Origin of the sequence: Streptomyces sp. ADI96-02, assembly GCF_003846185.1 — a bacterium.
GTDB lineage: Bacteria > Actinomycetota > Actinomycetes > Streptomycetales > Streptomycetaceae > Streptomyces.
Genome location: NZ_ML123034.1, coordinates 3737649 through 3758800, shown reverse-complemented (window position 1 = coordinate 3758800; position 21152 = coordinate 3737649). Strand labels below are relative to the sequence as shown.

The window sequence follows — 21152 nt, the reverse complement described above, 5'->3', positions numbered from 1 at the left end:
CGTCAGCCGCCCCCCGCCCCCGCTTCCCTCACCCCTGCCTGCGCCGCCGCTTCAGCGCGAACCAGACGGCCGCCACGCCGACCACCGCCACCGCGCCGAGGGCCGCGTTGCCCTGGACCCCGTCCCCGCCGTCCCCGCCGCCGGAGGCGGAGCCGCCCGACGACGCCTTGCCGTCGCCCTGATCGCCGCCTTCGACGTCCACCCGCGCCACATCGCTCTGCTCGCCCTCCGAGCCGAACATCAGCGCCGAGCCGTCCGCCGTGTACGTCACCGACTCCGCCTGGCGCTGGAACGGCGCGCTGACCGACCGGTCGTCGCCGAGCCGCCCGTCCGCGAAGTCGTACATCCGGGCACTGAAGTACGAGCGCAGGACGAGCGAGCGGCCGTCCGGCGAGAACGCGCCGTCCGTCACCCACGGCACCTCCCCGACCCGCCGGAAGGTGTTGGTCGCGCCCGTCGTGAGCTCGGCGGGCCCTTCGTAGAGCCCGCCCCCGTCCTCGTTCTTCGAGGCGATGTAGACGCGTCCGGTCTTCGGGTGGACCATCAATGCCTCGGCGTCGCGGGGCCCGTCGGCGTACTTCACGTCGTACTGCGTGGCGCTGACCGTCGCGTCGCGCAGTTCCTTCGGCTCCGGGAAGCGGTAGATCCAGACGTGGTCCCAGCTGCCGTTCAGGTTGTCGCCGATGTCCCCCACGTAGATGTCGCCGTCCGGCCCGATGGAGATGGCCTCGACGTCACGCGGCTCGCCCACTCCGCGCATCCTGACGGTCGCCACCGTCTTCCCGGTGCGCGAGTCGACGGCGAAGACGTACGGGCCGTCGTCGCTGTCGTTGTGCGTCCAGTAGATCCCCGGATGCCGGGAACTGGCGGCGAGGCCGCTGGATTCGGTGATGCGGGGGTCCTCGATCGTGAAGTCACGGTCGGCCTTCCCGTCGGCGGCGACGGCCGGGGAGGCGGTGCCGAGGAACAGCAGGAGGGCGGCGGCGCCGAGACTCGCGGGGCCCGTCAGATACGAACGCATGGCCCAAGTGTCCACCGTCATGCCGTGTCCACCGTCACGTCGTGGCCATCGTCACGTCGCAGCCCGGAGCGGTGATCGGCCATGATGGCGCCATGCGTTTTCTCCCGGTCGGCGATTCCATGACCATCGGCCGCGCCGGCGACTTCACCTGGCGCTACCGCCTGTGGCAGCACCTGGAGTCGTTCCCCGGCCTGCGGTACGAGATCGTCGGCCCGCGCTCGACGCTGTACGACGCCGAGACCGGCGCCCCGGGCTCCACCGCGTACGCCGATCCGGCCTTCCCGTCCGCCGCACGCCGGCACCTGGCGGGCTGGGGCGAGGGCTGGCTGCACATGGCCCCGGTGATCGCGGACGCGGTGCGGCGCGGCCGGGCGGACGTCCTGCTGGTCTCGCTCGGGCTGATCGACCTCGGGTTCTACACGGACAGCGAGCAGACGGCGGCCAACGCGCGGGCCTTCATCGCGAACGCCCGCGCCGCCAACGCCCACGTGCGGATGGTCCTGCTGCCGGTGATACCCAACATCCGGGCCGCGTCGGACGCGCCCTTCGCCGCCGAGTGCGCGCGCTTCAACGAACTGCTCGCCAAGGCCGTCGCCGACCTCGACGAACCGTCGTCCCCGCTCCTGCTGGCCACGCACCCGGCCGGGTACGACATCCACACGGACACCTACGACGGCACGCACCCCGGCCCGAGCGGCGAACACCGGCTGGCCGGGGCCTTCGCCGACGCGATGCACCAGGCGTGGGAGCTGGGCGGCCCGTACGCCGCCGTCCCGTCAACGTCACCGTCCCAGCCCGCGCGCAGGCCCCGGCCCCAGCCGCTGCCGGTCTGACGCCCGGAGCGGGATCGGGGGGCGGGCAGAGGGCGCGCACGGCCCTCCCGGAGGCGGCCCCGCCCCGCCCCCTCAGCCCACCGCGTGCGAACCCAGCATCGACAGGGCGAGCTGCGTCAGTTCACCCGAGACCTCCTCGGGGCGGGCGCGCCGCGAACGCCGGGTGTGGTGGGCCATCAGCTCGTGGACCGTACCGACCATCACCAGGACGTCGACGCGGTGGTCCCGGTCCTCCGCCTCGCCCCGCTCCACCGCGCGCTCGGCCTCGCCGGTCAGGAACTCCGCCCACAGCGCCCGCCACAGCTTGCAGTGCTCGTCCACCACGGCGCTCACGCCCAGCACCTCGACGAACGTCACCCGCGCCTCGCGCGGATCGCGGGTGACGGCCTCCACGTACGCGTCGAAGAGCAGCCGGACGCGTTCGGCGATGCCGTACTTCTCGATGCCGTCCGACAGCAGGGCCGTCTCGGCGGCGCGCAGGCCCACGGTCGTGACGCGGTTGTGCAGGGCGATCAGCAGCCCCTCCCGCGAGCCGTACTCCTGCCGCAGCACCTCCACGGGCACTCCGGCCGCCTCGCACAGGGCCAGTTCGGAGGTGTCCGCGTATCCGATGACGCCGAACAGCTCCCGTGCCGCGTCCAGCAGTTGCTCCCTGGCCTGTGTACGGGCCACGTCTCCGGGCCCCGTCCGCTGAACCGCCCAGCCTTCTGCCACCGGTCCTCCTTCAGCGCAAGGTGCGGGAGAGGGCCTAGGCACCTCTGCACGAACCGCCGCCCCATTGTGCTCGCCCCGCAACCCGCTGACGCGCCGCGCCACACCCGTACGGGCGACCGCCCGCATGCCGAAACGCTTCTTCAGCCTGCGCCCGCCGAAAGGCGTCGGGTTGACGCGCGAACGGACACGTCGTGCCGCCACCGCCCCGCCCGACTCGGCCCGACATCACCGCTCCCCGCTCCCCGCTCCTCGCGCACCGCTCCTGGCTCACCGCTCCCCGCTCAGCCCTTGACCGTGAACTCCGCGCGCAGCAGCGACTCCTCACGCGAGGACGGCCCCACCAGCAGCTCGAAGCGGCCCGGCTCCACGACGCGGCGGCCCCCGGCGTCCACCAGCGTGCAGGCCGCCACGGGCAGTTCGATCAGGACCTCGCGCGACTCGCCGGGCGCGAGCCGCACCTGCTCGTACGCCTTCAGCTCCTTCTCCGCCCAGGTCACGGAGGTCACCGTGTCGCTCACGTACACCTGGACCGTCTCCAGCACCGGCCGCGCCCCGGTGTTCCGGACGGTCACCCGCGCCCGTACGGTCCCGGTCGGCCCGACCACGCTCGCGAGCACGTCCAGCCCCGAGTACGCGACGGTCGAATAGCTCAGGCCCTCCCCGAACGCGAACGCCGGGCTCTGCGTGAGGTCGGCGTACCGCGCACCGTGCTGGCCGCGCACCTGGTTGTAGTACGTCGGCTGCTGCCCCGCGTGCCGGGCGAAGGACACCGGCAGCCGCCCGGTCGGCTCGACGAGCCCGAGCAGCAGTTCGGCCACGGCCCGGCCGCCGAGCATGCCCGGGTTGGCGGCGTGGACGAGGGCCGCCGCGCCGAGGGCGGACGGCGGCAGGACCAGCGGCTTGGAGCTGATGACCACGACGATCAGCGGCTTTCCGGTGGCGGCCAGCGCGTCGAGCAACGCGACCTGGTCGCCGACGAGTTCGAGGGTCGCGGTGGACCTGCCCTCGCCGATCAGCTCGATCCGGTCGCCGACGACGGCGACGACGTAGTCCGCGTCCCGTGCGGCCGTGACCGCCTCGCCGATCAGCGCCGGGTCGGCAGCCGCCGGGACGACGACCTCCGGGCGGGGCTGCCCGTCGGGGAAGTACGGGCCCTCCGGGTCCGGGCCCACGTCGAGGATGCGCGCGCCGCGCGCGTAGGAGACCGTCCAGTCGGCGGGGGCGTGCTCGCGGAAACCGTCGAGCACGGTGCGGATCATCGCGCGCGGCTGGCCGTCGGGCAGCCAGTCGGCCTGCCCGGACGCCCCGGCCCAGTCGCCGAGCTGCGTCTGCGGGTCGTCGGCGTTGGGCCCGACCACGGCGACCGTACGGGGCCCCTCGCCCGTGCCGCGCGCCCGCCCGTCGCCGTCCGCGACGAGGCCGCCGGCCAGGGGCAGCGTGCCGTCGTTGGTCAGCAGCACCAGCGAACGGCGGGCGGCCTCCAGGTTGAGCCGGGCGTGGCCGGCGCTGCCGATCACCGCCGCCTGGCGGGCCTCGTCCGGGTGGCGGGGGTCCTCGAAGAGCCCCAGCTCGAACTTGAGCGTCAGGATGCGGCGTACGGCGGCGTCGATCTCCGACTCCGCCAGCGCGCCCTGGGCCACGGCCTCCTGCGCGCCCTCGAAGAAGCTCGCGGTCGTCATCACCATGTCGTTGCCCGCGCGGACCGCCGCCGCCGACGCCTGCGCGGTGTCCGCGTAGACCTTCTGCTCCCACACCATGCGGCCGACGTTGTCCCAGTCGGTGACCAGCGTTCCGGTGTAGCCCCACTCGCCGCGCAGAACGTCGCTGAGCAGCCAGTCGTTGACGGTGATCGGCACGCCGTCCATGGACTGGTAGCCGAGCATGAACGTGCGGCAGCCCTCCCTGGCGACCCGCTCGAACGGCGGCAGGAACCAGGAGCGCAGCTTGCGGCGCGAGATGTCCGCCTCGCTGGCGTCCCGGCCGCCCTGGGTCTCGGAGTATCCGGCGAAGTGCTTGGCGCAGGCCAGGATGGCGGTGGGGTCGCCCAGCCCGTCGCCCTGGTAGCCGCGCACCATGGCCGAGGCCAGCTCCCCGATCAGGTGCGGGTCCTCGCCGAAGGTCTCGCCGACCCGGCCCCACCGCAGGTCGCGGGTGATGCAGAGCACCGGCGAGAACGTCCAGTGCACGCCGGTCGCCGCGACCTCCACGGCCGTCGCCCGCGCGATCCGCTCCACCAGCTCCGCGTCCCAGGTCGCCGCCATGCCGAGCTGCGTCGGATAGATCGTCGCGCCCTCCCAGAAGGAGTGGCCGTGGATGCAGTCCTCGGCGACGAGCAGCGGGACGCGCAGCCGGGTCCGCTCGGTGAGCGCGGCGGCCTCCCGTACGCGCGCGGGCGAGGCGTGCAGGATCGAGCCCGCGTGCAGGTCCTCCACGAGGTGCCGCACGCCCTCCTCGGCGTTGAGCTGGAGCATCTGGCCGACCTTCTCGGGCAGCGTCATACGGCCCAGGAGATCGGCGACCCGGTCCGCGACGGGCAGCGCGGGGTCGAGGTACGGCGGCAAGAGACCCACGGGAGTTCCTTTCACAGCGGCACTCAGCAGTACCGTACGCTCGATCCCGACCGGGCGGTAAGTATTCGCGGCTGGGAGAATCCGGACGGAGAATCCGGACAGACGAATCCGGACGGGAACGGAAGCGGCGTCCCAGCAGGGCGACCCCTGACGGCGTCCGACTGACGGCGTCCGACGACAGCGGGAGTGTGCGCGTGAGCGCCGAGACGCGGCACGGCTACGCCAAGGGCCGGGCCAGACGGACCGAGATCCTCGACCAGGCCATGGCGCTGTTCGGCGAGGCCGGGTACCGGGGCGCGTCCCTGCGCGTCATCGCCGCCCGCTGCGGCATCTCGCACCCGGGCCTCCTGCACCACTTCCCGACCAAGGAGGCGCTGCTGCTCGCGGTGCTCCAGCGCCGCGACGACGTGGACGACGAGTGGCTGGCCCTTGACGTCACCCGGGGCGTGGACCATCTGCGCCGGCTGGCCGACCTGGCGGAGCTGAACGCGAAGCGGCGCGGGATCGTCGAGCTGTTCTCGGTGGTCGCCGCCGAGGCCACCTCACCCGGCCACCCGGCCCACGCCTATTTCGGGACCCGCTACCGCACCTCGCTCGCCCACACCGAACTCGCCTACCGCCAGGCCCGCGACGACGGCGCGCTGCGCGAGGGCATCGACCCGGCCGCCGCCGCCCAGCAGTTGGTCGCCCTGATGGACGGCCTCCAGATCCAGTGGCTCATCAGCGACTGCGCGACGGACATGGTGGGCGTGCTGCGCGCCCATCTGCGGGCGCAGTTGACCGTGGCCTTGTGACCCGGCCCGGCCCGGCGGCCTCAGCCGGACCCACGGCGCCGGCCCGGACCCACGGCGCCGGCCGGCACGAACGGATTCAGTCGTCAGGCGGGGCTCACGGCGTCAGGCGCTCGACACCCCGGCGGTCGGCCATCCGCGCGACGGCCAGGCAGTACAGCGGCGCGAAGACCAGCTCCAGGACGAGCGCCTGCCACGGGGCGTCGGCCGCCGTACCGCCGTCGGCGAGTTCGCCGAAGCCCGCAGCGAGGCCGAAGGCCAGGACGTTGTTGGCGGTGTGCAGGACGATCACCGCTTCCAGCCCGCCGGTACGGATCACCAGCCAGCCCCACCACAGGGCCGAGTAGAACAGCAGCAGGAACCCGGAGACCTGGCCGAAGCCGTGGGCCAGCGCGAACAGCAGCGAGGCCAGCACGACGGCCGGCCACGGGGAGCGCAGGGTCCGCCCGATCACCTGGACCAGCCAGCCCCGGAAGACGTACTCCTCGGCCGCCGCCTGGAACGGGACGAGCGCACCCAGCACGGCCAGGCTCACCAGGAAGGTCGGCCAGCCCGGAAAGCCCTGCCCCGCCCCGCCGCCGTCGTCCCAGGTCCACGCGATCAGCAAGCCGATCTGCACGGCCATCAGCGGGAAGGCCAGGGCGGCGCATCGGCCGAGCCAGCCCCAGCGCAGCCGGCCGACGACGGAGGACACGGTCCCCGCCGGGCGTCGGCCCAGGTAGCGGGCTCCCCACAGGACGACCGGGATCCCGACCGCGAGCCCGATCAGCTGCACGGCGAGTTCGGCGACCGGATCCTCGAACGTCAGGAGGCTGTCCGCCGACGCGGGACCCGCGCCCAGCACGTCAGCGACGGCGAACCCCGCCACGCTGACGACCAGCAGGCCCGCGACGAAGACCACCGCGACCAGCACCAGCTCGCCCAGCCAGCCGGCAGAGCCGCCCCGCCCGTTCCTGCCCTGCTCGTCGTAGCGCGAACCCGACGCCGCCCGCACCGGACCGCGTACGGGAAGGGGGCCGCCCGGAGGCGGCGCCAACCACCCCGGCCAGGCGGGCTCGCTCGGACGGGGCTGCTCGCTCTGGTCCGTACGGGCTGTCTCGCCCCGGACCGGGGGCACGTCAGGATTCACACCAGCGATCCTCGGTCGCGCGTGCGTGCGAGGTCAACGCGTTTCGGGGTGGGGTGAACTCGCTCACGCCCCCGGAACTCCCGCCTGCGCACGCCCCGCCACGGCGGCGAAGCGCTCCCGCCCCGGCGGAGGCTCGGGAACCGCTTCGGCGTGGGCCCGCGCCTCGGCCCAGAAGACGCGTTGCTCCTCCTGGTGACAGGGCCCGCAGGTGGTGGCCCACGGCACGTTGGGCCGGAAGACGTGCTCGTCGCCCGGCCCCGCGCAGGTGATCAGGGCCGGTGGCGGCGGCACGGGCTCCGGTTGCGGGCCGCCCGCACCCCGAGCAGCAGCTCCCGCCTCTCGTGGCGCAGCGAGAGCAACACGCGCTCACCCAGGACCACTTCGGGATCGACGTCCGCGGCGTCCCGTTCGCCCGCCGGGGGAGGTGGGTGGGGTTCGTTCTCCCCCGGTTCTTCGTCTGCGGGTAAAAGACCACCGGCCGTCCGACCGCTCGGATCACCGACCGCCGGACAGTGCGCACTCGGAGCGCCCGACCTGTCCGGCTCGGCAGACAGGGACGGCCCGGTGGACAGGGACGACTCGGCGGACAGGGACGGCTCGGCGCACACGGCCTGCTCGGTGCGCACGGTCGCGACGGCGGCGTACCCGTCGGCAGGAACTCCGGCCCGCATCCGCGCGGCCTGATCGTCGGTCAGCGGGCGGTTGGAGAAGACCTGGACAGTACGCCACCTTCCTCCGGCGACGGTCTCCCGCTTCTCGTGCACGTATCCGTACGTCACCAGCTCGGCCTTGGCCTTCTGGTACGCCCGCCCGGTGATGCGCAGCGCACGGGCGTGTTCGCTCAGTGCCTTGTCGCGAGCGCCTTCGGGCAGCCCCTGCACGTAAATGACCAGGATCTTGGCGTCGCTGCCGAGGCGCGGATGGCGCACCAGCTCGTGAGAGGTCTTCGTGTAGCCCCGGAGAGGCGGGATAACATGCGACAGCATCGCGGGTGGATGCTCCGATCCACTAGTGGTGAAGGTCCCCGGATCGGTGCGCTAACACCTCCGGGGACCGCCCTGTATACCAGGTACACCTGCCCGCACACAGAGCGTGATGTCCCGATCGCCGTACCGCAACCGGCCGATCCGCCGTTCGCGGACTTCGCCGCCGCGCAGCCGTACGTGGCCCGCCCGTAGCCGCCTCAGCCGTCAACGTACGGGCAGAGCCGTCCGCGCCGCGTTGACGAGGTGCTGCGCGTCAACGCCGCACACGGCGGTCTCCTCCACCGGAACCCGAGGAGACTCCTCAACGACGTCCAGCCCCGCGTCAAGCACCTGACGATCAACGTGCTGGACAGGGGGATGGCCCTCTGGCCCGAGGTCCGTAGGGGAGTCGGCAGGCTCGTCGACCTCGGCGTCCACCAGCTCATCCTCGACACGCCCGCGTGGTGGGCTCTCTGCGACACGTACAACGGCGGTCGTTACCAGCACCACGCCCCGTTCATCGAGCGCCGCAACGACGGACTGTGCCTGCGCGCAGCGGACTTCCTGGCGTCCATCGGCTTCGATGTGGACGAGGCGGCCGGCCGCCTTCACAGAGGAATCGCCTTGCCGCACACCACGACGTCGCCGCCGAGACCGAACTGTGGGACGCCTACGCCGCCTCCGTCTTCAAGGACGACGCCGAGCCGGTCTTCTGCTGGACCCAGTACGCCGGGCACGGGCCCGGACCGGAACTGCTCGGTCGTCCGCGCTCCGTCCTGGAGATCGGCTGCGGTACCGGCCGCGCCCTCGCCCACCGGTCCGGGCTCGGGATCTCGGCCCGGGGCGTCGACCTCTCGCCCGTCATGGTGAAGCGGACCACCGCGAAGTGGGGCGGCACCGGGGCCGACTTCGTCTGCGCCGAGGTCCTGGAGCACCTGCGGGAGCGGACGCAGGCGTACGACGCGGTGTACTCGCTCTTCGGTGCGGCCTGGTTCACCGACCCGGGCCGCCTCCTGCCACTCGTCCGCCAACGGCTGAACCCCGGCGGCGTCTTCGTCTTCTCGCATCCTCCGGCTATCCCGGGCGCGTACGGCCCGCAGGGCATGTACAAGGGAGGCTTCGCGGGCAGGGCGATGTTCACCTACCGCTACAGCTACCGCCCGGCCGTATGGGAGCGCCTGCTCACCCGGGCGGGATTCGCCTCGGCCGACGCCCAGGTGCTCGACGCGCCGCACCCCGGGCACATCGGCACACTCCTCGTGCGGGCCGTCGCCCCGTGACGGCAGTGGACGCCCCCGTGGCGGCCCGGGAGGCGTACCGGCGGCCCTGACGGCACCGGAGGCGTACCGGCCGACGGCGGCCCGGGGCCGTCCGCTGTCAGGACGCGGCCTGGCCCGTCTCGAAGCGGCTGATGCGGTCCCCGGTGACCGTGAAGATCCAGCGCGTCCGCATAGTGCCCCAGGTGTCGTTGGTGTAGTCGACGACGAGGGCGCGTCCGTCGTCCGAGGCGTCCACGACCTCCATACGGCCGTTCGCCCGCGGGGAGAAGATCTCCTTCTCCGTCCAGGCGGCCAGATCGCGTTCGCTGCCGTCGTCGGACATCGTGGCGTCCTCGGTGAGGACGGCGGTGAAGGCGGCCTCGTCCCCGGCGTTGACGGCGGCGACGAACTTCCGCACCACCGGGTCGCTGATCCGTGCGGTCATGGTGTCCCTCCTCGGCGCGGCGGGGAGCGGGCGTCCCCGGAGATCCGTTCCGAGTCTCTGTCGCCGGCCCCGCCTCCGCACGTCGGGGCGCACGCCGGGCCGCCTCCGTCCACGCGTGCCCTGCTCCGCCCGACGGGCACGGCTCCGCCCGACGGGCACGGCCGCAGCGAAGCCCTCCCGGCAAGTCGGGTCAGCGGGGGCCTCTTTGAGGCAACATCTACTGTGGCGTGGTCCATGTAGTGCACAGGGGGTCGTATGCGCAGCGAAGACAGGTCCGGCAGAGCGGACGACGGGGCTCCCGGAGAGCCCGAGGACCGTCGGCCGGGCGACGACCTGCGCGGCGCGCACGAGGGCGTACCGCGGGAATGGCCCCGGACACCGCCGCAGGCCCCTCCCGCCGCCTCGAACACGGTGATCGACGGCCGCTACGAACTCCTGGCCCCCATCGGCAGCGGCGGCATGGGCGAGGTCTGGAAGGCCCACGACCGGCGGCTGCGGCGCTTCGTCGCCGTCAAGGGGCTGCTCGACCGGAACGCCATGACCGCCGACACCCAGACCGCCGCCATGCAGCGGGCGCGCCGCGAGGCGGAGGCGATCGCCAAGATCGAGCACCAGAACGTGGTGACGGTCCACGACCAGGTCGAGACCGACAACCAGGTGTGGATCGTGATGAAGCTGCTCGAAGCCAGGTCCCTGGCGGACCTGCTGAGCAGCGAGCGGGTCCTCGCCGTTCCGAGGGCCGCCGACATCGGCCTCCAGATCCTCCAAGGCCTGCGCGCGGTGCACGGCGCGCAGGTCGTCCACCGCGACGTGAAGCCGGGCAACGTCCTCGTCCGCGACGACGGGCTCGCGATCCTCGTGGACTTCGGCATCGCCACGTTCGAGGGCGCGGCGCAGGTGACCCGGTCGGGCGGGGTCATCGGCACCCCTCCGTATCTGGCCCCCGAACTGTTCGCACCCGCCTCCCCGGGCCCGACGCCCGCCTCGGACCTGTGGGCGCTGGGGATCACGCTGTACGAGATGGTCGAGGGCCGGGTGCCCTTCGCCGGCAACGAGGTCTGGGAGGTGCAGGAGCAGATCAGGCAGTCCCCCGAACCCGTCCTGCGGTACGCCGGTCCCCTCGCCCCGGTCGTCCAGGGCCTGCTGATCCCGGACCCGCGCCGGCGGCTGGACGCGGCATCGGCGGAGGCCATGCTCCGGGAGGTCCTGGGCGACGCCGGCGCGCCGCGCGCCGCCACCCCGTCGGCGACTCCGGCCACGCACCCGCCCACGGAGGTCTCGACACCGCCCCCCACCACGCCCAGCCCCACCGCACCGGCCCCCGGGCCCACGGCCCCCGCCGCGTCCGTACCCGGTCCGGCGGCACCGGGCGGTATCCACGGCCGGGGGTGGTGGAAGGCAGCGGCGGCGGCCGTGTGCGTCGTGCTGCTGGCGGCCACCGGCTGGCTCGTGGCGCAGGGCACCGGCCCGGACGACAGGGCCGACGGCCGCACCGGCTCCGACCAGCCGCAGGGGCCCGGCCGCGAGCAGGAACGGTGGAAGGACACGCACCCCACGCTGGAGATCGGCGTCAAGGACGACCAGCCGGGCCTGAGCAAGTTCGACGCCAAGACCCGCACGTACGCGGGGTACGACATCGACCTGGCCTACGCGATCGCCGACAGCATGGGCTACGACCGGGGCGAGGTCGCCTTCACCACGGTGGCCACCGACTACCGCAGCACCGCGCTGAAGACCAAGCAGGTGGACCTGGTCATCGCGTCCTACAGCATCACGGACGACCGGAAGACCGCGGCGCCGGGGGGCTACAGCGTCGACTTCGCGGGCCCGTACTACGAGGCGAGCCGCGGCTTCCTGGTCCGCGAGAAGTCCAGCAAGTACACGATCCGCGACTCAAGCGACCTGCGGGACCTCGGCGTCGAGGTGTGCACCGCCCGGGACTCCACGTACGAGAAGGCGCTCCCGGAGCAGGGCTTCACCATGGCCGCGTCGCAGCCGAACACCTACCAGGACTGCCTGGACAAGCTGCTGGACCCGAAGTCGGACGTCTACGCGGTCGCCTCGGACGACATCATTCTCGCCGGGTACGTGAAGGCCAACCCGGGCAAGGTGCGGCGGCTGGAGAACATCCAGGGGGCCGAGGGGTACGGCGTGGCGATGCGGCCCGGGACGCCGCTGCTGAAGGGCGAGGTGTGCACGGCCCTGCGGGGCATCCTGGGCGGCAAGATCTGGGAGGACATGTACACGGACAACCTGTCCGGCCTGGTCGGCAACAAGAACCCGCCCGGCCGCCCCGACCTGACGGAGTGCGACGGCTACTGACCGGCCGCGCGCCGCTCCTGACCGGCCGCGCGCCGCCGCTGACCGGCCGCCGCGGTCCGCTACCGCCCCGCGGGAGCGCCCCGGGTCACCCGGCCGGCCCCCCGGCCATGGGCGAGGCCGCCGCCCCTCCGGGAGCGGCGGCCTCACGGGCGGAGCGCGGGTTACCAGGCGAAGGCTTCCGGGGACGGGCCCGGACCCGGGAAGATCTCGTCCAGGCCGCTGAGCACCTCGGCCGGGAGCTCCAGCTCCAGGGCGCGCAGGGCGCTGTCCAGCTGCTCGGCGGTGCGCGGGCCGACGATCGGGCCGGTGACGCCGGGGCGGGTGAGCAGCCAGGCGAGGGCCGCCTCGCCGGGCTTCAGGCCGTGCTTGTCGAGCAGGTCCTCGTACGCCTGGATCTGCGCCCTTACGGCGGTGTCGGCGAGCGAGTCCGCCGCCCGGCCCGAGGCGCGGCGGCCTTCCTCGGCCGTCTTCTTGATGACGCCGCCCAGCAGTCCGCCGTACAGGGGCGACCAGGGGATGACGCCGAGGCCGTACTCCTGCGCGGCCGGGATGACCTCCATCTCGGCGCGGCGCTCGGCGAGGTTGTAGATGCACTGCTCGCTGACCAGCCCGAACGAGCCGCGCCGGGCGGCGAGCTCGTTGGCCTGGGCGATCTTGTAGCCGGGGAAGTTCGACGACCCGGCGTAGAGGATCTTGCCCTGCTGGATCAGGACGTCGATCGCCTGCCAGATCTCCTCGAACGGGGTGTCCCGGTCGACGTGGTGGAACTGGTAGAGGTCGATGTGGTCGGTCTGCAGGCGCTTGAGCGAGGCGTCGACCGAGCGCCGGATGTTCACGGCGGAGAGCTTGTCGTGGTTGGGCCAGGCGTCGCCCTCGGCGGCCATGTTCGCGTACATCTTGGTGGCCAGGACCACCTTGTCGCGGCGTCCGCCGCCCTGGGCGAACCAGGTGCCGAGGATCTCCTCGGTGCGCCCCTTGTTCTCGCCCCAGCCGTAGACGTTGGCGGTGTCGAAGAAGTTCAGGCCCGCGCCGAGCGCGGAGTCCATGATCGCGTGGCTGTCGGACTCGTTGGTCTGCGGGCCGAAGTTCATCGTCCCGAGGACGAGTCGGCTGACCTTGAGTCCGGTGCGTCCGAGCTGTGTGTACCTCATGCCGCCCAAGCCAACTCCTTCGAGCCCGCTCCAGGCAAGCACCACGCCGTCCGGTACGGGTTCCGGCATCCCCGCACGCCCCGCCGACGGCCGGGAAGCCCGCCCCCGTCACCCGCCCACGGCGGCCCCCACGGCGACGACGACGAACATCAGCACGAGCACGGCGGCCATGATGCGGTTTCTGGTCTTGGGATCCACCCTTCGAGCGTAACGGCACCGCCCACCGCCACGACGGTCAGGCCCGGACCAGCTCGTGGCAGGGGGGCGTACGGATCACCCCCGTCGGCCGCCTCCGACGTCGTGGCCCTGTCCGAATCCGCCGTCAAGGACGAGGACGGCCGCTGGCGCTACTAGGACATCGAGTTCGTCGCCGAGGTGATCTCCCGGAGCACCAGTGCAACGACTACGAGTCCAAGAAGGCCACGTATGCCACCGCCGGAGTCCCCGTGTACTTGATCGTCGATCCGTACACCGGTACGTGGCACCTGCACACGCTGCCGAAGGAGGACGAGTACCGCAGCGTTCTGAGCCTGGACGTCGGCACGCCGGTCGACCTGACGTCGACCCCCGTCGGCATGGTCCTCACGACCGACGCGTTCCCCCGCGACTGACCGCCCCGCATACGGAACGGCATACGGAACGGCATACGGAACGGCATACGGAACGGCCGCTCCCCTCGCCCTCGACGGGCTGGGGAGCGGCCGTTCCGCGCTCGGGCGGACGTCGCTCAGGCGGCCGTGGTCAGCCGTTCGCGCTCCACGAAGCGGACGTGCGGGTGGCCCCTGCGGAGGTCGACCTTCAGGCGGAGGCCGCCGATCCGGGCCAGGGCGAAGCCCACCGCCAGGGCGGCGACCAACGACATCGCGCCACCGGCCGCGAAGCCCGTACGCGCCCCGTACGTGTCGCTGATCCAGCCGACGATCGGCGCGCCCACCGGCGTACCGCCGACGAAGACCATCATGTACAGGCTCATCACCCGGCCGCGCATCTCCGGCTCGGCGGCCATCTGGACGGTGGTGTTCGCCGTGATGTTCGTCGTCAGGCCGAGCATGCCGATCGGGACCAGCAGGAGCGCGAACAGCCAGACGAACGGGGACAGCGCGGCGGCGATCTCCAGCAGGCCGAACGCCGAGGCCGCCGCCACCAGCATCCGCAGCCGCGACGAACGGCGGCGGGCCGAGAGCAGCGCGCCGGCCAGCGAACCGACCGCCATCAGGATGTTGAAGAAGGAGTACATGCCGGCGCCGCCGTGGAAGACGTCGGCGGCGAAGGCGGTCAGCCAGATCGGGAAGTTGAAGCCGAACGTGCCGACGAAGCCGACCAGCACGATCGGCCACACCAGCTCGGGGCGGCTGCGTACGTACCGGAGCCCTTCGCGGAGCTGGCCCTTGGCGCGCCGCACGGTCACCGGGGCGTGCAGTTCGTCGGTGCGCATCAGCAGCAGCCCGACGAGCGGGGCGAAGAAGGAGACGCCGTTGAGCAGGAACGCCCAGCCGCTGCCGACCGTGGTGATCAGCACGCCCGCGACGGCGGGGCCGATGAGCCGGGCGGACTGGAAGTTCGCCGAGTTCAGGCTGACGGCGTTGCGCAGGTGCGCGGGGCCGACCATCTCGGAGACGAACGACTGGCGGGCCGGGTTGTCGACGACCGTCACCAGACCGAGCACGAAGGCGATCAGGTAGACGTGCCACACCTCGACCACACCCGAGAGGGTCAGGACGGCGAGCGCGATACCGCACACACCGAGCATGGCCTGGGTGACGAGCAGGATCTGCCGCTTCGGGAGGCGGTCGGCTATGACGCCGCCGTACAGGCCGAAGAGCAGCATCGGCAGGAACTGCAGGGCCGTCGTGATGCCGACGGCGGTGGCGGAACCGGTGAGGCTCAGCACGAGCCAGTCCTGCGTGATGCGGGACATCCAGGTACCGGTGTTGGAGATCACGGCGCCCGTGGCGAACAGGCGGTAGTTACGGATCTTCAGCGACGAGAAGGTCCCGCCGGTCTTGCTCTCGTGGGTGGAAGTCGGTGCGGGGGCGGAGTGTGCTCCGGATCCCGTACTCAAAAGGGTTCGCCTCCTCGTGCGTCTGCGGCGTGCGGTCCGACGGGGACGTGACGACGGGCGCTCCGGCGCTGACGTCGGACCGGCCCTCTCGGCCGGATCCGGCGGTGCGCCGGTGCGCCCGCGGGGGTCACAGGTGGGCGAGCTTCTCCAACACGGGCGCGGCGGCCCGCAGCTTCTCCCACTCGTCCTCGTCCAGGCCCTCGGCGAGGTGGGCCAGCCAGGCGTTCCGCTTCGTGCGGCTCTCCAGGAGCATGGCCTCGGCCTGCTCGGTCTGGCTGACCATCTTCTGCCGACGGTCATCGGGGTGCGGTTCCAGCCTGACCAGCCCCTTCGCTTCCAGCAGCGCGACGATGCGGGTCATCGACGGAGGCTGCACGTGCTCCTTGCGGGCCAGCTCACCGGGGGTGGCGGACCCGCAGCGGGCGAGGGTCGCGAGCACCGACATCTCGGTCGGGCTCAGCGACTCGTCGACGCGCTGGTGCTTCAGGCGCCGGCCCAGCAGCATCACGGCTGAGCGGAGGGAGCTCACGGCGGCGGCACTGTCGCCGTCGTGGATCAGGTCAGGCATGTTTGTTAGCGTAACTCATTACCCTACCTAAATACCACTCGATATAACGCGCACGCACATCCGATCACCCGAACGAGTGATACGGGAGTGGAAAGCGACCCGCGGGGCGCTCCGGGGCGGCGACCCTGCTGGGCATGGGATCGACTGTGCTCAGCCTGCGGATAGACGGTGAGCTGCTCGACCGGCTCCGGCAGCACGCCGCGAAACGCGGAATGAGCGTCCAGGACTACGTGGTCCGGACGCTCATCCGCGACGACTTCGACGAGCGCTTCAACGCGGCCGTCGACGAGACGGAGAAGTTCTACGGGTCCGGGGCCGAAGCGGCCCCGGCCGGCTCGGACCCGGCGGACCGCCTCACCTGACGGCGGGCGGGAGGACCGGGCGGCCGATCACGTGAGACGTCTCACGTGAGGCCGGGGGTGCGGGACCGATCACATGGGACCGATCACGTGAGACCGAGCGCTTTGAGGCCGATCACGTGAGGCCGAGCGCCGGCATCGCGTAGTAGAAGACGAACACCGCCGACACCACGTACATGGCCACCGGGACCTCGCGGCCCCGGCCGGCCGCCAGCCGCAGCACGCAGAAGGCGACGAAACCGATGCCGATGCCGTTGGTGATCGAGTACGTGAACGGCATCATCACCATCGCGAGGAACGCCGGGATCGCGAGCGTGTAGTCGCTCCAGTCGATGTCCCGCACCGAGCCCGCGATGATCAGGAAGCCGACCGCGAGCAGCGCGGGCGTGGCGGCCTGCGAGGGCACCATGGTGGCCAGCGGCGTGAGGAACAGCGCCACCGAGAAGAGCAGGCCGGTCACCACGTTCGCCAGTCCGGTACGGGCCCCCTCGCCGACGCCCGCCGTGGACTCCACGAAGCAGGTGGTGGCGGAGGAGGAGCTGGCGCCGCCCGCGGCGACCGCGACGCCGTCCACGAGCAGCACCTTGTTGATGCGGGGGAAGTTGCCCTCCCGGTCCATCAGCTTCGCCTCGTCGCCGACGGCCAGGATCGTGCCCATCGCGTCGAAGAAGCAGGACAGCAGCACGGTGAAGACGAAGAGCGCTCCGGTCAGGTAGCCGACCTTCTCGAAGCCGCCGAACAGGCTCACCTGGCCGATCAGCCCGAAGTCCGGAGCGGAGACCGGGTTGCCCGGCCACGCGGGCGTCGTCAGCCCCCACGCCCCTTCCGGCAGCCCGGCCACCGCGTCGATCACCACGGCGACGACGGTCATGGCCACGATGGAGATCAGGATCGCGCCGGGCACCTTGCGCACGATCAGCGCCAGCGTGAGCAGCGCGCCCAGGACGAAGACGAGCACCGGCCATCCGACGAGGTGGCCGGTGGCCCCGAGCTGGAGCGGCACGGTGGTCTGGGCGGCGTCCGGGATGCGCGAGACGAAGCCCGAGTCGACGAGGCCGATCAACAGGATGAAGAGGCCGATGCCGATCGCGATGCCCTTGCGGAGCGACCTCGGCACGGCGTTCATCACGCGTTCGCGCAGTCCTGTCGCCACCAGCAGCATCACCACGATGCCCGCGAGGACGACCATGCCCATCGCGTCCGGCCAGCTCATCCGGGGAGCGAGCTGGAGGGCGACGACGGTGTTCACGCCGAGCCCGGCGGCGAGCGCGATCGGCACGTTGCCGATGACGCCCATGAGCAGCGTGGAGAAGGCGGCCGAGAGCACGGTCGCGGTGACCAGCTGGCCGTTGTCGAGCTGGTGCCCGTACATGTCCTTCGCGCTGCCCAGGATGATCGGGTTGAGCACGATGATGTACGCCATCGCGAAGAAGGTGGCGAACCCGCCGCGGAACTCCCGGGCGACGGTCGACCCCCGCTCGGAGATCTTGAAGAACCGGTCCAGGCCGCCGCGCGGCTGCGGGGCCGAGGGCTGCGGGGCCGAGGGCTGCGGGGCCGAGGGCTGCGGTGAGTCGGCCGGAGCGGTGGCCAAGGGGGGCATGGGTGACCTCAGACGTTCGTACGTAGGGACATCACGGGGTGCGAGAGGCGAGCAGAAGTGATCGAATTTGGATGTTCACACGAACGAATCGAGCCAGCCCAAAGCAAATTGAGTATGAATACATAAAGCGAAGATCGCCATCTCCGCGCGTAGACCCCTGTGCGAACCCGCCTCCTGTTCGGCGTGCGTCCCTCCGACGGCCGTCCGCTGCCGCTGATCGCGCGGGCCCATACACTGGGAGGCATGGAGAAGTGGACACCGAAGCACGAGGCGCCCGAGCCCCTGGAGGGTCCCGTCGTCGCCACCGTCGTCGGAGGCACGGTGCTCTGGTTCGTCCTCTTCCTCGTCCAGCTCCCCTTCTACGGCTGGTTCGCCGACCGCGGATTCACCTGGTGGGTGTGGACCCCGCTCGCCGGGGCCGGACTCGGACTGATCGGCATCTGGTACGTACGGGGGCGCGAGGCGGCCCTCCAGCGGCACGCCGCGCGGGCGGAGGCCAAGGACGCCGTGGGCGCCGAAGCCCGGGACAGCGCGCTGGGCGCGGGAGCCGACCGCACCGGCTGAGCCCTGCGAGGCCGCTCCTCCCCGCGTACCCCCGCTCCTCTCCGCGTTCCCCCGCTCCGTACGACCGCGGGACCGGCCCCGCCCTCCCCCGGTCGGATCTCCGGCCCCCCGGCGGGTGATTCGCCGCGCACGCCCGTACCGTCGGAACCATGACGCAGCGGGCACTCGACTCCTCCGGGGAGCAGACCCCCGGCTCACCCCGGCCGGCCATGATCGACGCCGGGTCGGAACTCGATCCCGTGCACCCGATGGAGCCACCGGCCTCGGAGCGCGGTCCCACCGGTCTGACCACCGCCGAGGTCGCCGAGCGGGTCGCGCGCGGCGAGGTCAACGACGTACCGGCGCGCTCCTCTCGCTCGGTCGGCGAGATCGTCCGCGCCAACGTCTTCACCCGGTTCAACCTGATCATCGGCGTGCTCTGGGTGATCATGCTGTTCGTCGCGCCGATCCAGGACAGCCTCTTCGGCTATGTGATCGTCGCCAACACCGGCATCGGCGTCTTCCAGGAGTGGCGGGCGAAGAAGACCCTGGACGGCCTCGCGGTGATCGGTGAGGCCAAACCGACCGTCCGGCGCGACGGAGCCGCGGCCGAGGTCTCCACGTCCGAGATCGTCCTGGGCGACCTGGTCGAGCTGGGCCCCGGTGACAAGGTCGTCGTGGACGGCACGGTGGCCGAGGCCGACGGCCTGGAGATCGACGAGTCGCTGCTGACCGGCGAGGCGGACCCGGTGGTCAAGCGGCCCGGCGACCCGGTGATGTCCGGCAGCTTCGTCGTCGCGGGCGGCGGGGCCTTCACCGCGACGAAGGTCGGGCGCGAGGCGTACGCGGCGCAGCTCGCCGAGGAGGCGTCCCGCTTCACACTCGTCCACTCGGAGCTGCGCAGCGGGATCAGCACGATCCTGAAGTACGTGACGTGGATGATGGTGCCGACGGCGCTCGGACTGATCATCAGCCAGCTCGTCGTGAAGGAGAACAACTTCAAGGACTCGATCGCCCGGACCGTCGGCGGCATCGTTCCGATGATCCCCGAGGGCCTGGTCCTGCTCACCTCGGTCGCCTTCGCCATCGGCGTCGTACGCCTGGGCCAGAAGCAGTGCCTGGTGCAGGAGCTGCCCGCCATCGAGGGGCTGGCCCGGGTCGACGTGGTCTGCCTGGACAAGACCGGCACGCTCACCGAGGGCGGTATGGACGTCACGGAGGTACGGCCGCTGGAGGGGGCGGACCCGGCCTACGTGGAGCGGGTGCTGCGGGCCTTCGGCTCGTCCGACCCGCGCCCGAACGCCAGCCTCCGGGCCATCGTCGACGCCTACCCCGCCGACGGCGGCGAGGACGGCGGGGGCTGGACGGTGACCGGCGCGCTGCCCTTCTCCTCGGCCCGCAAGTACAGCGGCGCGTCGTTCGACGAGAGTGCTGCGGGCGATGCCGCCGATGCCTCCTCCGCCTGGCTGCTCGGCGCGCCGGACGTCCTCCTCGCCGACGCGGACCCGGCGCTCGCCGAGATCGAGCAGCTCAACGAGCAGGGCCTGCGGGTGCTGCTGCTGGCCCGCGCGCGGGGCGGGCTGGACGAGCCGGACGCCGCCGAGGGGGCCGTGCCCACCGCGCTGGTCGTCCTGGAGCAGCGGCTGCGGCCGGACGCGGGCGAGACGCTCGCCTACTTCGCCGAGCAGGACGTGGCGGCCAAGGTCATCTCCGGCGACAACGCGGTCTCCGTCGGCGCGGTCGCCGGGAAGCTGGGCCTCGCGGGCGCGGAGAACACGCTCGACGCCCGCCGGCTGCCCGCCGACCCGGACGAGATGGCCACCGCCATGGAGCGGAACGCGGTCTTCGGCCGGGTCACCCCGCAGCAGAAGCGGGACATGGTGGCCGCTCTCCAGTCGCGCGGGCACACGGTCGCGATGACGGGCGACGGCGTGAACGACGTGCTGGCCCTCAAGGACGCCAACATCGGGGTGTCCATGGGCTCGGGCTCGGAGGCGACGCGCGCGGTCGCGCAGATCGTGCTGCTGAACAACAGCTTCGCGACGCTGCCCTCGGTCGTCGCCGAGGGCCGCCGGGTGATCGGCAACATCACCCGGGTCGCCACGCTGTTCCTCACCAAGACCGTGTACTCGGTGCTGCTGGCGATCCTGGTGGTCTGCTTCCAGGTGGAGTACCCGTTCCTGCCCCGGCACCTGACGCTGCTGTCCACGCTGACCATCGGCGTACCGGCGTTCTTCCTGGCCCTCGCCCCGAACAAGGAGCGGGCGCGGCCGTACTTCGTACGCCGGGTCATGCGGTACGCGGTCCCGTCGGGCGTCATCGCGGCGGCGGCCACCTTCGCCACGTACCTGATCGCCCGGCACGCCTACTCCGGCGCGGGCGCGCTGGAGGCCGAGACGAGCGCCGCGACGCTGACGCTGTTCCTGGTCTCCCTGTGGGTCCTCGCGATCATCGCCCGCCCGTACACCTGGTGGCGCGTGGCCCTGGTGGCGGCGATGGGGCTCGCGTTCCTGGTCGTGCTCGTCGTGCCGTGGCTCCAGGACTTCTTCGCCCTGAAGCTGGTCGGCGCGCCGATGCCGTGGACGGCGGTCGGGATCGCGGTGGCGGCGGGGGTGGCGCTGGAGTTCGCCTGGCGCTGGGTGGGGCGGCGCTTCGGGGCCTGAGGGCGGGACGCGGAAGCCCCCGGGAGGTCGACGAACCTCCCGGGGGCTTCCGTGTGCCGCGGCTCCGAGTGCTGTGCCCCGGATGCCGCGGCTCAGCGAACCGCTGCCGCTACTTCACGTCGAGGTAGTCGGCGCCGGACGCGACCGCCGGAGTGGT

Annotated in this window: 17 protein-coding genes and 2 pseudogenes; 9 read left to right on the top strand and 10 right to left on the bottom strand. The window is 72.1% G+C overall.

Annotated features, from left to right (window positions below):
* Nucleotides 1-28: 28 nt before the first annotated feature.
* Nucleotides 29-1021, bottom strand: a complete 993-nt coding sequence (locus tag EES43_RS16540) for a WD40 repeat domain-containing protein (protein ID WP_124269424.1) — start codon at nucleotides 1019-1021, stop codon at nucleotides 29-31.
* A gap of 92 nt (nucleotides 1022-1113) precedes the next feature.
* Here EES43_RS16540 and EES43_RS16535 point away from each other — a divergent pair, with 92 nt between their 5' ends.
* A complete protein-coding gene (locus tag EES43_RS16535) occupies nucleotides 1114-1854 on the top strand; it encodes a GDSL-type esterase/lipase family protein (RefSeq protein WP_206430067.1) in 741 nt (246 codons plus the stop codon).
* 72 nt (nucleotides 1855-1926) lie between these two features.
* Here the strand turns inward: EES43_RS16535 and EES43_RS16530 are convergent, their stop codons facing one another.
* Together EES43_RS16530 and EES43_RS16525 are read right to left on the bottom strand one after the other, a co-directional pair.
* Nucleotides 1927-2568, bottom strand: a complete 642-nt coding sequence (locus EES43_RS16530; protein WP_124269423.1) for a TetR/AcrR family transcriptional regulator — start codon at nucleotides 2566-2568, stop codon at nucleotides 1927-1929.
* Nucleotides 2569-2849: 281 nt separating this feature from the next.
* The gene (locus tag EES43_RS16525) at nucleotides 2850-5138 is read right to left on the bottom strand and encodes an exo-beta-d-1,3/1,6-glucosidase (protein ID WP_124269422.1); all 2289 of its coding nucleotides are present in this window, start codon (nucleotides 5136-5138) and stop codon (nucleotides 2850-2852) included.
* Between the two features lie 194 nt (nucleotides 5139-5332).
* Here EES43_RS16525 and EES43_RS16520 point away from each other — a divergent pair, with 194 nt between their 5' ends.
* Nucleotides 5333-5932 carry a TetR/AcrR family transcriptional regulator gene (locus tag EES43_RS16520; protein ID WP_124269421.1) on the top strand — a complete coding sequence of 200 codons (600 nt, stop codon included), beginning with the start codon at nucleotides 5333-5335 and terminating at the stop codon, nucleotides 5930-5932.
* Nucleotides 5933-6026: 94 nt separating this feature from the next.
* Here EES43_RS16520 and EES43_RS16515 read toward each other — a convergent pair whose 3' ends face one another.
* Together EES43_RS16515 and EES43_RS16510 are read right to left on the bottom strand one after the other, a co-directional pair.
* Nucleotides 6027-6923: a CPBP family intramembrane glutamic endopeptidase gene (locus EES43_RS16515; protein WP_124272023.1), complete on the bottom strand. Its 897-nt coding sequence runs from the start codon at nucleotides 6921-6923 to the stop codon at nucleotides 6027-6029.
* A 198-nt stretch (nucleotides 6924-7121) separates the two neighbouring features.
* Nucleotides 7122-8044 (bottom strand): annotated as a pseudogene (locus EES43_RS16510) (hypothetical protein).
* Nucleotides 8045-8401: 357 nt separating this feature from the next.
* Between EES43_RS16510 and EES43_RS31410 the strand changes: the two are divergent.
* A pseudogene (locus EES43_RS31410) lies at nucleotides 8402-8617 on the top strand (hypothetical protein); the annotation flags it as partial.
* Between the two features lie 65 nt (nucleotides 8618-8682).
* Nucleotides 8683-9303, top strand: a complete 621-nt coding sequence (locus tag EES43_RS16500; protein WP_241192661.1) for a class I SAM-dependent methyltransferase — start codon at nucleotides 8683-8685, stop codon at nucleotides 9301-9303.
* 97 nt (nucleotides 9304-9400) lie between these two features.
* On the opposite strand, the gene EES43_RS16495 is transcribed toward EES43_RS16500, so the two are convergent.
* The gene (locus EES43_RS16495) at nucleotides 9401-9727 is read right to left on the bottom strand and encodes a nuclear transport factor 2 family protein (protein ID WP_124269419.1); all 327 of its coding nucleotides are present in this window, start codon (nucleotides 9725-9727) and stop codon (nucleotides 9401-9403) included.
* A 255-nt stretch (nucleotides 9728-9982) separates the two neighbouring features.
* On the opposite strand from EES43_RS16495, the gene EES43_RS16490 reads away from it, so the two are divergent.
* The gene (locus EES43_RS16490; RefSeq protein ID WP_124269418.1) at nucleotides 9983-12049 is read left to right on the top strand and encodes a serine/threonine-protein kinase; all 2067 of its coding nucleotides are present in this window, start codon (nucleotides 9983-9985) and stop codon (nucleotides 12047-12049) included.
* A gap of 161 nt (nucleotides 12050-12210) precedes the next feature.
* On the opposite strand, the gene EES43_RS16485 is transcribed toward EES43_RS16490, so the two are convergent.
* Nucleotides 12211-13200, bottom strand: coding sequence for an aldo/keto reductase (locus EES43_RS16485; protein ID WP_124269417.1), 990 nt, complete (start codon nucleotides 13198-13200; stop codon nucleotides 12211-12213).
* A 446-nt stretch (nucleotides 13201-13646) separates the two neighbouring features.
* Between EES43_RS16485 and EES43_RS31850 the strand changes: the two genes are divergently transcribed.
* A complete protein-coding gene (locus EES43_RS31850) occupies nucleotides 13647-13811 on the top strand; it encodes a hypothetical protein (protein WP_346774292.1) in 165 nt (54 codons plus the stop codon).
* A 116-nt stretch (nucleotides 13812-13927) separates the two neighbouring features.
* On the opposite strand, the gene EES43_RS16475 is transcribed toward EES43_RS31850, so the two are convergent.
* Both EES43_RS16475 and EES43_RS16470 read right to left on the bottom strand, forming a co-directional pair.
* The gene (locus tag EES43_RS16475) at nucleotides 13928-15262 is read right to left on the bottom strand and encodes an MFS transporter (RefSeq protein ID WP_124269416.1); all 1335 of its coding nucleotides are present in this window, start codon (nucleotides 15260-15262) and stop codon (nucleotides 13928-13930) included.
* A gap of 127 nt (nucleotides 15263-15389) precedes the next feature.
* Entirely contained in the window at nucleotides 15390-15830 is a 441-nt protein-coding gene (locus tag EES43_RS16470) for a MarR family winged helix-turn-helix transcriptional regulator (RefSeq protein WP_124269415.1), read from the bottom strand.
* 134 nt (nucleotides 15831-15964) lie between these two features.
* On the opposite strand from EES43_RS16470, the gene EES43_RS16465 reads away from it, so the two are divergent.
* Nucleotides 15965-16192 (top strand): hypothetical protein, encoded by a 228-nt coding sequence (locus tag EES43_RS16465; protein WP_206430066.1) that lies wholly within the window; start codon nucleotides 15965-15967, stop codon nucleotides 16190-16192.
* Between the two features lie 112 nt (nucleotides 16193-16304).
* Here EES43_RS16465 and EES43_RS16460 read toward each other — a convergent pair whose 3' ends face one another.
* A complete protein-coding gene (locus EES43_RS16460) occupies nucleotides 16305-17789 on the bottom strand; it encodes an NCS2 family permease (protein ID WP_124269414.1) in 1485 nt (494 codons plus the stop codon).
* Between the two features lie 243 nt (nucleotides 17790-18032).
* On the opposite strand from EES43_RS16460, the gene EES43_RS16455 reads away from it, so the two are divergent.
* Together EES43_RS16455 and EES43_RS16450 are read left to right on the top strand one after the other, a co-directional pair.
* Nucleotides 18033-18353 carry a DUF2530 domain-containing protein gene (locus EES43_RS16455; RefSeq protein WP_124269413.1) on the top strand — a complete coding sequence of 107 codons (321 nt, stop codon included), beginning with the start codon at nucleotides 18033-18035 and terminating at the stop codon, nucleotides 18351-18353.
* A gap of 149 nt (nucleotides 18354-18502) precedes the next feature.
* The gene (locus EES43_RS16450; RefSeq protein ID WP_124269412.1) at nucleotides 18503-20995 is read left to right on the top strand and encodes a cation-translocating P-type ATPase; all 2493 of its coding nucleotides are present in this window, start codon (nucleotides 18503-18505) and stop codon (nucleotides 20993-20995) included.
* Nucleotides 20996-21152 lie beyond the last annotated feature (157 nt).

Bases quoted from the DNA above. Each gene is read 5' to 3' on its own strand.
- EES43_RS16465 (WP_206430066.1), top strand. From the start codon at position 15,965: ATGGGATCGACTGTGCTCAGCCTGCGGATAGACGGTGAGCTGCTCGAC.
- EES43_RS16495 (WP_124269419.1), bottom strand. From the start codon at position 9,727: ATGACCGCACGGATCAGCGACCCGGTGGTGCGGAAGTTCGTCGCCGCC.
- EES43_RS16460 (WP_124269414.1), bottom strand. From the start codon at position 17,789: ATGCCCCCCTTGGCCACCGCTCCGGCCGACTCACCGCAGCCCTCGGCC.
- EES43_RS16540 (WP_124269424.1), bottom strand. From the start codon at position 1,021: ATGCGTTCGTATCTGACGGGCCCCGCGAGTCTCGGCGCCGCCGCCCTC.
- EES43_RS16455 (WP_124269413.1), top strand. From the start codon at position 18,033: ATGGAGAAGTGGACACCGAAGCACGAGGCGCCCGAGCCCCTGGAGGGT.
- EES43_RS16535 (WP_206430067.1), top strand. From the start codon at position 1,114: ATGCGTTTTCTCCCGGTCGGCGATTCCATGACCATCGGCCGCGCCGGC.
- EES43_RS16470 (WP_124269415.1), bottom strand. From the start codon at position 15,830: ATGCCTGACCTGATCCACGACGGCGACAGTGCCGCCGCCGTGAGCTCC.
- EES43_RS16490 (WP_124269418.1), top strand. From the start codon at position 9,983: ATGCGCAGCGAAGACAGGTCCGGCAGAGCGGACGACGGGGCTCCCGGA.
- EES43_RS16485 (WP_124269417.1), bottom strand. From the start codon at position 13,200: ATGAGGTACACACAGCTCGGACGCACCGGACTCAAGGTCAGCCGACTC.
- EES43_RS16450 (WP_124269412.1), top strand. From the start codon at position 18,503: ATGACGCAGCGGGCACTCGACTCCTCCGGGGAGCAGACCCCCGGCTCA.